This window comes from Streptomyces marispadix, assembly GCF_022524345.1.
Classification (GTDB): Bacteria; Actinomycetota; Actinomycetes; order Streptomycetales; family Streptomycetaceae; genus Streptomyces; species Streptomyces marispadix.
The window spans coordinates 4328529-4341595 of sequence record NZ_JAKWJU010000002.1; the positions used below are offsets into that span (position 1 = coordinate 4328529).

Annotated in this window: 10 protein-coding genes and 1 pseudogene; 8 read left to right on the plus strand and 3 right to left on the minus strand. The window is 71.5% G+C overall.

What is annotated here, in order from left to right; translation table 11 throughout:
- Positions 1 to 54 precede the first annotated feature (54 nt).
- From MMA15_RS18220 to hutH, 5 genes and pseudogenes are all read left to right on the plus strand, one after another.
- On the plus strand, positions 55 to 1083 hold the full coding sequence (locus MMA15_RS18220; protein WP_241061106.1) for a biotin--[acetyl-CoA-carboxylase] ligase: 1029 nt from the start codon (positions 55 to 57) through the stop codon (positions 1081 to 1083).
- A gap of 266 nt (positions 1084 to 1349) precedes the next feature.
- Positions 1350 to 2609 carry an adenylate/guanylate cyclase domain-containing protein gene (locus MMA15_RS18225; RefSeq protein WP_241061108.1) on the plus strand — a complete coding sequence of 420 codons (1260 nt, stop codon included), beginning with the start codon at positions 1350 to 1352 and terminating at the stop codon, positions 2607 to 2609.
- 143 nt (positions 2610 to 2752) lie between these two features.
- Positions 2753 to 3568: an enoyl-CoA hydratase/isomerase family protein gene (locus tag MMA15_RS18230; protein ID WP_241061110.1), complete on the plus strand. Its 816-nt coding sequence runs from the start codon at positions 2753 to 2755 to the stop codon at positions 3566 to 3568.
- A 197-nt stretch (positions 3569 to 3765) separates the two neighbouring features.
- A pseudogene (locus MMA15_RS18235) lies at positions 3766 to 4977 on the plus strand (GGDEF domain-containing protein); the annotation flags it as partial.
- 554 nt (positions 4978 to 5531) lie between these two features.
- Positions 5532 to 7079: a histidine ammonia-lyase gene (gene hutH, locus MMA15_RS18240; protein ID WP_241063275.1), complete on the plus strand. Its 1548-nt coding sequence runs from the start codon at positions 5532 to 5534 to the stop codon at positions 7077 to 7079.
- Positions 7080 to 7197: 118 nt separating this feature from the next.
- On the opposite strand, the gene MMA15_RS18245 is transcribed toward hutH, so the two are convergent.
- Positions 7198 to 7593 (minus strand): hypothetical protein, encoded by a 396-nt coding sequence (locus MMA15_RS18245; RefSeq protein WP_372498267.1) that lies wholly within the window; start codon positions 7591 to 7593, stop codon positions 7198 to 7200.
- Positions 7594 to 7719: 126 nt separating this feature from the next.
- On the opposite strand from MMA15_RS18245, the gene MMA15_RS18250 reads away from it, so the two are divergent.
- Complete coding sequence (locus tag MMA15_RS18250; RefSeq protein WP_241061112.1) at positions 7720 to 8238, plus strand: hypothetical protein; 519 nt, start codon at positions 7720 to 7722, stop codon at positions 8236 to 8238.
- A 354-nt stretch (positions 8239 to 8592) separates the two neighbouring features.
- Complete coding sequence (locus MMA15_RS18255; RefSeq protein ID WP_241061114.1) at positions 8593 to 9816, plus strand: L,D-transpeptidase; 1224 nt, start codon at positions 8593 to 8595, stop codon at positions 9814 to 9816.
- Positions 9817 to 9993: 177 nt separating this feature from the next.
- Here the strand turns inward: MMA15_RS18255 and MMA15_RS18260 are convergent, their stop codons facing one another.
- Together MMA15_RS18260 and MMA15_RS18265 are read right to left on the minus strand one after the other, a co-directional pair.
- Complete coding sequence (locus MMA15_RS18260; RefSeq protein WP_241061116.1) at positions 9994 to 10524, minus strand: type 1 glutamine amidotransferase domain-containing protein; 531 nt, start codon at positions 10522 to 10524, stop codon at positions 9994 to 9996.
- Positions 10525 to 10657: 133 nt separating this feature from the next.
- Positions 10658 to 11962: an MFS transporter gene (locus MMA15_RS18265; protein ID WP_241061118.1), complete on the minus strand. Its 1305-nt coding sequence runs from the start codon at positions 11960 to 11962 to the stop codon at positions 10658 to 10660.
- A gap of 506 nt (positions 11963 to 12468) precedes the next feature.
- On the opposite strand from MMA15_RS18265, the gene MMA15_RS18270 reads away from it, so the two are divergent.
- Positions 12469 to 13017 (plus strand): hypothetical protein, encoded by a 549-nt coding sequence (locus MMA15_RS18270; protein ID WP_241061120.1) that lies wholly within the window; start codon positions 12469 to 12471, stop codon positions 13015 to 13017.
- Positions 13018 to 13067 lie beyond the last annotated feature (50 nt).

Below are 13067 nucleotides of genomic sequence, written 5' to 3' on the forward strand. Positions count from 1 at the left end.
GGTGCGGATACGAGCGCCGGGCGGCGTCCCCGACGGCGGGCCTACGCTGGCGCCATGACGCCGAACCCGTCCGGCAACCCGGGCAGCCGCTGGTCCGATCTCGACCGTCCGCCGCTCAACGCCGCTTCGCTGCGCCGTGCGTTGACCGGAGCGGACAGCATGTGGACGTCGCTGGACGTCGTCGAGAGCACCGGCTCGACGAATACGGATCTCGCCTCCCGTGCGCGGGAGGGCGGCGCGCGGGAGGGTGCCGTACTCGTCGCCGAGGAGCAGACCGCCGGACGGGGACGCCTGGAGCGGGGCTGGAGCGCTCCCGCCCGCTCCGGGATCTTCGTCTCGATGCTGATCGTGCCGCGCGTGCCGCAGCAGCGCTGGGGATGGGTGCCGCTGCTGGCGGGGGTGGCGACGGCCACCGCGCTGTCCCGCACGGCGGGGGTCGACACCAAGCTGAAGTGGCCCAACGACGTGCTGGTCGACGTACGGGGCGAGGAACGCAAGACCGGCGGCATCCTCGCGGAGCGCACGGACGTGGCATCGGAGGACGCGGGGGGAGCGGCCGGTGGCGGCGCTGCCGGCGGCGGCGCCGGGATCGTCCTCGGCATCGGGCTCAACGTCACGCTGCGGGAGCAGGAGCTTCCGGTGCCCGCCGCGGGCTCGCTCGTCCTCGCAGGCGCCCGCGAGGCGGACCGCGATCCGCTGCTGCGCTCGGTGCTGCGTTCCGTGGAGGACTGGTACGGGCGCTGGACCGCCGCCGACGGCGACCCGCTCTCGGCCGGTCTGCTGGAGGCGTACGCGGCGGGGTGCGTCACGCTCGGGCGCCGGGTACGGGCGGAGCTGCCCGGCGGCGAACGGCTCGTCGGCGAGGCGGTGGCGGTCGACAGCGACGGACGCCTCGTGATCGGTACGGAGAGCGGTGTTCAACGTCCGGTCGCGGCAGGGGACATCGTGCATCTGCGCGGCGACCGTGGCGACGGCGCGGACGGCGGTCCGGAAGGCGGCTCCACGGAGAGCGGCCCCGACGACGACGGCCCCGATGAAGGCGGCCCCGAGGAGAGTGGCCCCGACGGCGGCGCCCGGCAGTGACCGGCCGGCTTCCGGCGCTCCCGCGCTGAGCCCTCTCCGGGGGGCGCAGGGGCGCACGTCACGCGCACTGTATGTGTTCCGCCGAGCCGGTGGTCCGCTTCTGATGGTCCGTTCGCAGAGGGGCCAGTTCAGCGCACTGCTGCCGTATTGTTGGCACGCGGCGGAGGGGACACGGATGTGACGCGTCCCGGTGATCCCCGGAAGATCTCAGCAAGAGAACGGAAGGGCAGTGCGCAGGGACGACCGGACCTGGCAAGGGGCGGACAGTGGCCGACGATGAACCGGACATTCCCGCGCGTACGTCCGGGTCGCAGTCGGAGCCGGAGCCGGCAGGCGAACAGCCGGCGGAGGGCGGCGCGCCACGGGAGCAGCCCGGGGAGCCGGGACAACCGGAACCAGCGCAGACGCCCGGCGCCACCGGCTCACCCGCCGCACCCGCGGCGAGCGGACAGACCGGCACGCCCGGCGCTACGGGTCCCGTAGGCGCGGACCTCCCGCCCGTCCCCGAGGAGGACGAGGACGACCCCAGCGCCCTGCGTATCGAGCAGCTCATCCTCGGCTCGAAGCGGCAGTACACGCCCTTCCAGGCGGCCCGCGCCGCAGGTGTCTCCATGGAGCTGGCCTCCCGCTTCTGGCGTGCGATGGGCTTCGCCGACGTGGGCCAGGCCAGGGCGCTGACCGAGGCGGACGTACTGGCGCTGCGACGGCTCGCCGGGCTCGTGGAGGCGGGGCTGCTGAGCGAGACGACGGCGGTGCAGGTCGCCCGGTCGACGGGGCAGACCACGTCGCGGCTGGCGGACTGGCAGATCGACTCGTTCCTGATGGGGCTCACGGAGCCGCCCGAGCCGGGGATGACGCGCAACGAGGTCACATATCCGCTCGTCCAGCTCCTCCTGCCGGAGCTTGAGGAATTCCTGGTGTACGTGTGGCGGCGCCAGCTCGCCGCCGCCACGGGCCGGGTCGTACAGGCGATGGACGACGAGGACACCGTCGCGCGCAGGCAGGCCATCGCCTTCGCCGACCTCGTCGGTTTCACACGGCTGACGCGCCGCCTGGAGGACGACGAACTGGGCGAGCTGGTCGAGGCGTTCGAGACCACGGCCGCCGATCTGGTCGCCGCGAACGGCGGCCGGCTGATCAAGGCGCTGGGTGACGAGGTCCTCTACGTCGCCGAGGACGCCGGCACCGCCGCCGAGATCGGGCTGCGGCTGATCGAGACCATGGCGAACGACCCGACGATGCCCGAGCTGCGCGTAGGCATCGCCTTCGGCACGATGACGACGCGCATGGGCGACGTCTTCGGCAACACCGTCAACCTGGCGAGCAGGCTGACATCGATAGCGCCCAAGGACCGGGTGCTCGTGGACGGGGACTGCCGCGCGGAGCTGGTCGGCGCCGGAGCCGCCCCGGAGTCGGAGAAGGAGACCGAGGACCTCTCCGGTTACCGCTATGCGCTTCAGCCGCTGTACCAGCGGCCGGTGCGCGGCCTCGGCGTCGTCGAACCGTGGATGCTCAGCCGCCGCTGACGGCGCCCGTCGGCGCTTGAGGGGCCGCTCCCCGGCGCCGGGCGGTGACGCCGAGGCCCGTAGGGTGATCCGCGCCGATCCTGAGCGTGCGCCGGTGCGGGCGCACGTCGATCCTGAGCGCGTCGACACCCGGAGGGACCCGTATGAGCACGGTGAGCGAAGAGCGTTACGGCGAGTCGATCGTGGTCCGCAAGGACGCCGGGGCCGCACCGCACGTGGCCGAGCTGGTGCTCGACCGTCCCGAGGCCCTCAACGCCGTCTCCTCCGAGGTGGCCGCGGGCCTCGCCGAGGCGTGCACGGCCCTCGCCGACGACCGTGACGTACGAGTCACCGTGCTCACCTCCAGCAACGACCGGGCGTTCTGCGTGGGCGCCGACCTCAAGGAACGCAACTCCCTCACCGACGCCGAGCTGGGCCGCCACCGCCCGACGGCACGCGCCGCGTACACGGGCGTACTGGAACTGCCGATGCCGACGATCGCAGCAGTGCACGGCTATGCGCTCGGCGGCGGCTTCGAACTCGCCCTCTCCTGCGACCTGATCGTCGCCGACCCGAGCGCGGTGCTCGGGCTGCCCGAGGTCTCCGTGGGCGTCATCCCGGGCGGCGGCGGTACGCAGCTTCTGCCGCGCCGGGTGGGTGCCGCACGCGCGGCCGAGCTGATCTTCACCGCACGCAGGGTCGAGGCGGCGGAGGCCCGCGAACTGGGCCTGGTCGACCGGTGGGCGGACCCCGGAGAGGACCGGGCGGAGGCGCTGGCGCTGGCCGCCCGTATCGCGGGCAACTCCCCGGTGGGGCTGCGGGCCGCCAAGCGTGCGCTGCGTACGGGCTGGGGGCTGGACCTGCGGGCCGGGCTGGAGGTCGAGGACGCGGCCTGGCGCACCGTCGCCTTCTCCGGGGACCGCACGGAGGGCGTGGCCGCCTTCAACGAGAAGCGGAAGCCGCGGTGGCCGGGCGAGTGACCGGCTGAAGCGCCGCTTTTCGAGGAGGGGCGCGGAGCGAGGGGCAACCCGTACGGGCGGTCCGTTCCAGGCCCGTTCCGGCGGACTTCCCTTGCCCGCCGTTACATGTGCGGCCGCGACGCATGCACCGTGCTGGGACCGCCCGTAGGAGCAACCGTCACGAGAAGATTGTCCGGACTGGTCCTAGCCTGGCAGTCATGGGAGACGACATACGTCTGCGGGCCGTGGCGGAGCTTGCGCAGGCCATGGCGGGAGCGCAGCGCTTCTGCGAGGCGCATCCCCGCCACTCCACGCTCCGCGAGGTCGCGCACGCCGCCGCCCTGCGCGCGTGCGAGGCCATGGACGGCAGCTTCGCCGCTCTCTCCGTCTGGGACCGTGCACGCGGGCGGCTGGACGTACTCGTCAATGTCGGCGAACTGGCGCCCGGCGAGAGCGAGTTCCCCGAGGACGAGTCCTACCCGGTGCACGACTTCCCGGAGATCACCGAGCCGCTGCCCGAACGTCGGCGCGTGGACGGCGGCGACGAGCCGTCGGCCTGGATCGAGACCGCGGACGCGGAAGTCACCGACGCGGGCGCCGGTGAAGGCGTCGGCGGCGGCCCTTCGGCGCGCGCCGCCGCACTGCGCCGCCGTGGACGTGGCTGCTGCGTCGTCGCTCCGATAGTGCTGCGAGGCCGAGCCTGGGGCGCGCTCTATGTGGCCCGCGCTCCCGGGGAGCTGCTCTTCGACCGCGCCGACGCGCACTTCGCGGCCATACTGGCCGAGATCATCTCCGCCGGGATCGCACAGAACGAGCAGTTGGAAGAGGTGCGGCGGCTCGCCTTCACCGACCAGCTCACCGGTCTGGCCAACCGCCGTGCCGTCGAGGGCAAGCTGGACGACGGCCTCCAGCGCCACCGCGAGGACGGCACCGTGGTGAGCCTCGTCGTCTGCGACGTCAACGGACTCAAGCGCGTCAACGACGAGTTCGGGCACGCGGCCGGAGACCGGCTGCTGGAGCGCTTCGGGATGGTGCTGTCGCTCTGTGGCGCGAAGCTGCCGGGGGCGCTGGCGGCGCGACTGGGGGGCGACGAGTTCTGCCTGCTGACCGTGGGGCCGCCTGCCGATGACGTCGTGAAGGCCGCCGACGAGGTGTGCCGCAAGGCGCTGGGACTGCGCGGCGGGGAGGGCGTCTCGTGCGGTGTCGCGTCCACGGGGGACCCGATCGGGCCCGCGCGGTCGGCGGCCCGCCTCTTCCGCCTGGCGGACGCCGCACAGTACCGGGCGAAGGCGGCACGTGCGCTACGGCCGGTGGTCGCGGGCCGCGACGGCGGCCCCGAGGACCCGGTCGTGCGTCTCGCGGACGCCTCCGAGGCGGAGGAGATCGCGCCGGCGCCGACGCCAGGGGACCGCAGGCACTTCCGCGGCCAGACCGCGAAGCCGGACGAGGAGGAGGGCGGCTCTCCGGGTGGCCCCGATCGGCCCGGGGCGCCGGGAGGACCGGCGACGTCGGCCGCAGCTCCGTACCCGGTCGATCCGCGAGCGGGGAACGGCCGCTTCGACGGCGCTGCGGAGGCGGAGGGCGGTACGGAGAGGGACGGCCGTACGGAGAGGGACGGCCGTACGGGGGCCGAGGGGCGTATCGAGAGGGACGGCACAGAGCCGGACGGCCGCGCGGAGTCGGACGGCCGCGCCGAGGCGGCGGTGAGGCCCGGCCCCCGGGTCGTGAGCGGCTGAACTGAGGCCCCGCCGAAGCCCCCGCCGGAGGCGCGGAACCGCCGCCGGGAGGCCGATCGCGGGCGTCGCGCCTCCGGCTGCCGTGCATCGGCCGCCCGCAGCTCGTGGGGGCAAATCCCGTACCGGGTAACGGAGTTGACGTTCGGCGGCCCGTCCGCGGGAGCCCGTGGCGGCCCTCGGAGAAGAGTCGTAGCGGACCCCGGCCGTGACAGGAATCGATTCACTCTCTAGGGTGCCTGAATATGAGTATGCACACCGTGGTGCTGGGAGACTCCGGCACGACCCCCGAAGACGTCATCGCCGTCGCCCGGGACGGCGCCCGTGTGGAGCTGTCGGCGCAGGCGGTGGCGTCCCTCGACGCCTCGCGCAGGCACATCGAGGAGCTGGCGGCCAAGCCCGAGCCCGTCTACGGGGTCTCCACGGGCTTCGGTGCCCTCGCCGTACGCCACATCAGCCCCGGCCTGCGTGCGCAGCTCCAGCGCAACATCGTCCGCTCGCACGCCGCCGGTATGGGTCCGCGTGTGGAGCGTGAGGTCGTACGTGCGCTGATGTTCCTGCGCCTGAAGACGCTGGCGTCCGGGCACACGGGCGTAAGGGCCGAAGTCGCCCGCTCCTTCGCGGAGTTGCTCAACGCCGGGATCACCCCCGTGGTGCACGAGTACGGCTCGCTCGGCTGCTCCGGCGACCTCGCGCCGCTCTCCCACTGCGCGCTGACGCTCATGGGCGAGGGCGAGGCCGAGGGCCCCGACGGGACCGTGGCACCCGCCGCGGAACTTCTCGCCGCTCACGGCATCACACCCGTAGAGCTGCGGGAGAAGGAGGGCCTCGCCCTCCTCAACGGCACGGACGGCATGCTGGGCATGCTGCTACTCGCCTGCGCCGACCTCGCCCGGCTCTTCACGTCCGCGGACATCACCGCCGCGCTCACGCTGGAGGCGCTCCTCGGCACCGAGAAGGTCCTCGCACCCGAGCTGCACGCCATCCGGCCGCACCCCGGCCAGGCCGCCTCGGCCGCCAACATGCTGAAGGTGCTTGCCGGTTCGGGCCTCACGGGTCACCACCAGGACGACGCGCCCCGTGTGCAGGACGCCTACTCGGTGCGCTGTGCGCCGCAGGTCGCGGGCGCCGGGCGCGACACCCTCGCCCATGCCCTCACCGTCGCCCGGCGGGAGCTGGCCTCGGCCGTGGACAATCCGGTGGTGCTCGCGGACGGGCGTGTCGAGTCGAACGGGAACTTCCATGGCGCGCCCGTCGCCTACGTGCTCGACTTCCTCGCCGTCGCCGCCGCCGATCTCGCCTCCATCGCGGAACGCCGTACCGACCGTCTTCTCGACAAGAACCGCTCACACGGCCTGCCGCCCTTCCTCGCCCACGACGCGGGCGTCGACTCCGGGCTCATGATCGCCCAGTACACACAGGCCGCGCTGGTCAGCGAGATGAAGCGGCTGGCGGCACCGGCGTCCGTCGACTCGATCCCGTCCTCGGCGATGCAGGAGGACCACGTCTCGATGGGCTGGTCCGCGGCCCGCAAGCTGCGGGGGGCCGTGGACGCGCTCACCAGGGTCGTGGCCGTCGAGCTGTACGCGGCGGCACGGGCGGTCGAACTGCGCGCCGCCGACGGCCGGTCGACGCCTGCCGCCGCGTCGCGGGCGATCGTGGACGCGCTGCACGAGGCCGGGGTGGACGGGCCGGGACCCGACCGCTTCCTCTCGCCGGACCTGGCGGCGGCCGAGCAGTTCGTACGTACGGGAGCGCTGGTGCGGGCGGCGGAGTCGGTGACCGGCGAACTCGCCTGAGAGACAAGGGAGTTCGGGGGTACGGGAGTCCAGCGCACGGGAGTCCAGGGCCCGGGAGTTCGGGCGCGCCCGAGAGGGCCTGGGGTCGGGCGCCCGGACGTGCGGTGTAAGGCCGGGATCAGACCCTCGGGCCGTAGGACGCGCGGCGGCGGGCGCGGACGATCAGTACGGCGCCCGTACCCGCGAGGCCCAGGGAGCTGAGGACGAAGGGACTGGTCAGACCGTCCTCACCGGCGTCGGCAGCGGCGGAGGACGCATGTGCGCGGCCGTCGGCCCAGTCCGTTTCGGACGCCGCGCCCGAGCCGAGGTCCGTACCGGGGACGGACTCGGCACCCCGCCCCGAACCCTGGCCCTGACCCAGTTCCTGAGCCGAGGTACGGCCCTGGCCGGGGGCCTCCGGCGTGGCCTTCGCCGAGGGTACGAACCAGAGCGCGCACAGGACCGCACCGGCTGCGGTGGCCGTCATCAGGGACCGGCGGTGAGCGGAGATGCTGGATCGTCCGGCTGCGGGCACGGAGCAAGTCCTTCCGAGTACGGTGGTGCGCCGCGCGCACCATGAACTGACGGCACGGTGGCCGATGTTATAGACAGCCGCGGGTCGTACGGAAGCCGAGCCTCCGTTCCGTCCTACGCTCCGGACATGGCTGCCGACGAGACACCTCGCTCCGAACCGTCCGACACCTCCGTACAGCCCTCGCCGCACATCCGGCTCCGTGTCGACCTGGTCGTCGAGATCGCCGACGCGGAAGCCCTGACCGGGTCGGCACTCGAACGTATCGCCAATGACGACCTGATGCCGGACGAGGAGCGCTCGCACGCCGAGGAGATCGTCGCCTCGGACGCGGGCGAGGCGCTCGCGTGTCTCGTGGACCCCTTCGACCTCGTACGGGAACTGCCGGGTGTCGAACTCGCGCACGCCAGTTGGGGCAGCGAGGAGATGACCGCCGCCGAGTCGGAGTCCTTCTCCTTCCTGGAGGGCGCGGACGGCTTCGACGACGCGGACGCTCTCGAAGACGGGTACGCCGACGAGGCCGGCAACGCCGAATCAGCCGTCCACGACACCGCCGACACCGCCGACACCGCCACCGACGGCTCCGACGGCGACCCATACGAGCGCCCCCGTGAGGTCCTTCAAGGACACGCGGGCGCCCGCCGCTGAGACCGGGCCGTACCTCGGCCTGCAACCTGGGCCGGTAGCCCGGCCCACAGCCTGTCCCACACCCCGTCCCATGACGCGGCCCCCGAACACGGCCCGTCCCCGTTCCACGACCGAACGGGGACGGGCCGTCGCCTTCATCTGGCGCCGAAGCGTTTCCCCAGTTCACAGCGGATTTTCCGGGGATTCCCGATGAGCACGTGTCCTGGAACACAGTTTTGTAACCAGTGGAACCGGTCACCAGCCCGGGAGCGTTCCTTCCCGTAGAGCTGGGTCCACACATGTCCGGGTTGGTCCGGCGGGGGGTGTACGCGGCGAAATCGGGGAGTTCGGGAACTGACGCAATGGGAGAAGTCTGTGACGACGCTGGGTAGGCACCGCAAGGCTGTTTCAGCGACGGCCGTGGTGCTCGGCGGTGTACTGGCCCTGGGGGCCTGCGGTTCGTCCGGCGGCGGCGATGCGAAGAACGCCAACGCCGAGGCGCACGGCAAGAAGACTTCGGAGGCCCGAATAAAGATCGCCTCCAAGGACGGCTCGGAAGGCGCGAGCATCAACACCGGCGGCGACGTCTCGGTGAGCAAGGGCAAGCTGACGGCCGTGAAGCTGACCGCCGTCGAGGGCGGCACCAGCGTCGCCGGCACGATGTCGGGCGACGGCAAGTCGTGGAAGCCGGCTCAGCAACTGGAGCGGGCCACCCAGTACAAGATCACCGCGAAGGCCGAGGACCGGGGAGGCCGCAAGGCCGTCGAGAACTCGACCTTCACCACCGTCTCTCCCGACAACAGCTTCATCGGCACCTACGCGGGAGAGGACGGCCAGACCGTCGGTGTGGGCATGCCCGTGTCGATCAACTTCGACAAGGCGATCACCAACAAGAAGGCCGTCCAGTCCGCGATCAAGGTGAACTCGACCAGCGGCCAGGAGGTCGTCGGGCACTGGTTCGACGACACCCGCCTCGACTTCCGCCCGCAGGACTACTGGAAGCCCGGCTCCAAGGTCACCCTCGACCTCAAGCTCGACGGTGTGAAGGGCGCCCAGGGCATGACGGGCGTGCAGAACAAGCGGGTCACGTACAACATCGGCCGCTCGCAGGTCAGCACCGTCGACGTCAACAGCCACCAGATGACCGTCGTACGCGACGGCCAGAAGCTGAAGACCATCCCCATCTCGGCCGGCAGCGCCAAGAACCCCACGTACAACGGGAAGATGGTGATCTCCGAGAAGCACAAGGAGACCCGGATGGACGGCGACACGGTGGGCTTCGGCCGCAAGGGCGAAGAGGGTTACGACATCAAGGACGTCCCGCACGCCATGCGCCTGTCGACGTCCGGGACCTTCATCCACGGCAACTACTGGGGCGCGCCCTTCGGTTCGGGCAACACCAGCCACGGGTGCGTGGGCCTGAAGGACACCAGGGGCGCGCACGACAACAGCACCGACGGCGCCTGGTTCTTCTCCAACTCGCTGGTCGGCGACGTGGTCGAGGTCAAGGGCTCGCCGGACAAGACCGTGCAGCCGGACAACGGCCTCAACGGATGGAACATGAGCTGGGCCCAGTGGAAGGCGGGCTCGGCCGTCTGAACCAGGCGCGGGCGCCAAGGCCCGTTGCGGACGTACGCATGAGACGCGGGGCGGGGGCCCGACAGCCCCCGCCCCGCGTCTCTGCCTGTCTGCTTCCGTCTGTCTGCTTCCGTGTGCGCCTGATCGGCGCTTCCGCTCTACGGGTTCAGCCGCATCCATGGGTTCGCATCCCTGGGCTCAGCCGCCGAGCTGGAGCACCACCGTGTCGTTGAACGCCTTCAGGTCGTCGGGCTTACGGCTCGTCACGAGCGTGTACGTCCCCTCGTCGACGACGGCCTGCTCGTCGACCCAGTGGGCGCCCGCGTTGCGCAGGTCGGTCTCCAGGCTCGGCCACGACGTGAGCCTGCGGCCGCGTACGACGTCCGCCTCGATCAGCGTCCACGGGGCGTGGCAGATCGCCGCGACGAGCTTGCCCGTCTCGCAGAACGTCTTCACCAGGCTCACGGCGTCGTCGTCCAGGCGCAGCGCATCCGGGTTCGCGACACCGCCGGGCAGCACCAGCGCCCCGTACTCCTCGGCCGAGGTCTCGTCGACGGTCTGGTCCACCTGGAAGGTGTCGCCCTTGTCGAGGTGGTTGAACGCCTGGATGCGGCCCGGCGTCGTGGACACCAGCCGGGGCGTGTGCCCGGCGTCCTTAACGGCCTTCCACGGCTCTGTCAGCTCGACCTGCTCGACCCCCTCCGGGGCCATCAGAAAGGCGATGCGCATTCTGGCCACTTCCTTCCGCGCCGCGCACGGCGCGACGAGGACTCTCGCTTTCCCCGTCCGGGTCCCCGGCGCCGCGCGGGTCATGCCCGGTGCGGTGGCACGCGGAGGGTGCGCGGCCGAAGTGCCGTCGGCCTCAGGCCGTCCTGTCCGCCTCGTCGAGGGCGCGGTGCACCGTCGACAGCAGTACGGCCCCCGCGGCGACGCTCACCGCTCCGAGTACGAACGGCACATGCGCGTCGTAGTGCTCTACGAGCTTGCCCGCGGCGAAGGGCGCGAGGCCGCCGCCGATGAAGCGCACGAAGCCGTAGGTGGCGGAGGCGACCGGCCGCGGCACCGGCGCGATGCTCATCACGGCAGTGGTGACAAGGGTGTTGTTGACGCCGATGAACGCTCCGGCGGCGATCACCGCGCCGATCACGACCCAGCGCTCGTCCGGGAAGGCACCGATCAGCGCCAGGTCCGCGGCCATGAACAGCAGGTTCCCGTAGAGGGTGCGCGGGGTGCCGAACCAGCCGCGCAGCGCGGGCGCCCCGAACACCGCGAAGACGGCGACGAGCAGGCCCCAGGCGAAGAAGACCCAGCCGAGTTCGATGGCGGAGAGGTGCATCAGGAACGGCGCGTAGCCGAGCATCGTGAAGAAGCCCCAGTTGTAGAGCAGCCCGGTCACGCTGGTGGTCGCGAGAGCGCGGTGCCGTAGCGCGGCGAGCGGTTCGACGAGCGACTCGGGACGCTCGGGCGCCTTCGTGCGGGGGAGGAGCACGGCCGTGGCCACGAGCGCGACGGCCATCAGCACCGCGACGCCGAAGAACGGCCCGCGCCAGCTCACATGCCCGAGCAGACCGCCCAGGAGCGGGCCGGTGGCGATGCCGACGCCGAGTGCCGTCTCGTAGAGGACGATCGCGCCCGCGAAGCCGCCGCTGGCCGAGCCGACGATCACCGCGAGGGACGTCGCGATGAACAGGGCGTTCCCCAGGCCCCAGCCCGCGCGGAAGCCGATGATGCCGTCGATGCTTCCCGTCGCCCCGGCCAGTGCGGAGAAGACGACGATGAGGACGAGGCCGAACACGAGGGTCCGCTTGGCGCCGAGGCGGCTGGAGACCCAGCCGGTGACGAGCATCGCCACCGCCGTCACCACCAGATAGCTGGTGAACAGCAGCGTGACCTGGCTCGGAGTGGCGTCGAGCTGGCTGGAGAGCGCGGGCAGGATCGGGTCGACGAGGCCGATGCCCATGAACGAGATGACGCAGGCGAAGGCCACCGCCCATACGGCCTTGGGCTGACGGAACGGGCTCTGTCCGCGGGGGTGCCGGGCGGGAGCGGCCTGCCCGGTCTGCCGGTCGTGCGCCCGGTCGACCTCCCCGGCCGGGGAGGTCGGGGACGGCTCCGTGCGGTCAGGCCCGGTGGTCGCCTCGGGTATGGCTGTCTCCGGCCCGTTCATTTCGGGGCGTCCCTTCGGTTGTCGCGGAGCCGCCGGGTGGTGTGGGGGCTCTGACGGCGCTTGCGGCGCGCACCCAAGTCTGTGTACGCCACAAGGAAATATATCGTTGCCCTATACAACTACACAAATGACAGGTGTCACGAACGTCGGCCGTCAGAGCCGTAGTTGATCACCGGGGGGTTGGTCGCCGAGGCAGGGTGCGAAATCGATTTCGTGAAGATCGCTTGAAGTGACCTGGGGATTCCGTGCCGGGACAGTGGCCGGTTGGCGGGTCATTTTCCGCTTCCAGGGGCCATTTTCGGATCTGCTCCTTGTGCCTGGAGTGTGAAAACCAGTGTTCGTTGACGTGTCTCAGTCAGGCGCGTACGGTCCGGCAACGAAATCGATTGCTCGCACTTCCGCAGGTCACCGGAAGGCCGGGGGAGTGGCGAGGGGTTCTGGGTTCCGCGCCAGCAGGGATGCGTGTCCATGCGCCTCCCTGTCCCCACCTGGAAGGAAAGACCCCAATGACGTTCACTACGAAGATCAGACGCAAGACGGTTGTCCGCGGCGCCACGGCCCTGGCCGCGGGTGTGCTCGTCGCGGGCGGTCTGGTCGTGCAGGCCAGCGCCGGTGAGACCGAGGGCAAGGACCACCGCTCCAACGCCGAGATCCTCGACGAGAAGTGCGCCGTGCCGCCGGACTTCGACCCGGCCGTCATCAACACCGTTCACGACGTGGCCACCCAGCGCGGCGTCAACGACAAGGTGATGCTGGCCGCCTTCGAGACCGGCTGGGTCGAGTCCCACATGAACAACCTCAACTGTGGCGACCGCGACTCCCTCGGCGTCTTCCAGCAGCGGCCGAGCGCCGGCTGGGGCACGCCCGAGCAGATCATGGACGTGACCTACGCGACCAACGCGTTCCTCGACCAGGCCATCCCGAACGACCAGGAAGACCCGAGCATGACCGCCGGTCAGCTCGCGCAGAGCGTCCAGCGTTCGGCTTTCCCCGACCGCTACGACCAGAGCGAAGGCAAGGCCCGCGAGATGATCAACGCCGCGGCCAACGGCTGACGTTCGGCCTGTAAGGCTCCTTCGGGGCATGAGGTCTCACCGGGGGCGAG

Bases quoted from the DNA above. Each gene is read 5' to 3' on its own strand.
- MMA15_RS18220 (WP_241061106.1), top strand. From the start codon at position 55: ATGACGCCGAACCCGTCCGGCAACCCGGGCAGCCGCTGGTCCGATCTC.
- MMA15_RS18265 (WP_241061118.1), bottom strand. From the start codon at position 11,962: ATGAACGGGCCGGAGACAGCCATACCCGAGGCGACCACCGGGCCTGAC.
- MMA15_RS18260 (WP_241061116.1), bottom strand. From the start codon at position 10,524: ATGCGCATCGCCTTTCTGATGGCCCCGGAGGGGGTCGAGCAGGTCGAG.
- hutH (WP_241063275.1), top strand. From the start codon at position 5,532: ATGCACACCGTGGTGCTGGGAGACTCCGGCACGACCCCCGAAGACGTC.
- MMA15_RS18230 (WP_241061110.1), top strand. From the start codon at position 2,753: ATGAGCACGGTGAGCGAAGAGCGTTACGGCGAGTCGATCGTGGTCCGC.
- MMA15_RS18250 (WP_241061112.1), top strand. From the start codon at position 7,720: ATGGCTGCCGACGAGACACCTCGCTCCGAACCGTCCGACACCTCCGTA.
- MMA15_RS18270 (WP_241061120.1), top strand. From the start codon at position 12,469: ATGACGTTCACTACGAAGATCAGACGCAAGACGGTTGTCCGCGGCGCC.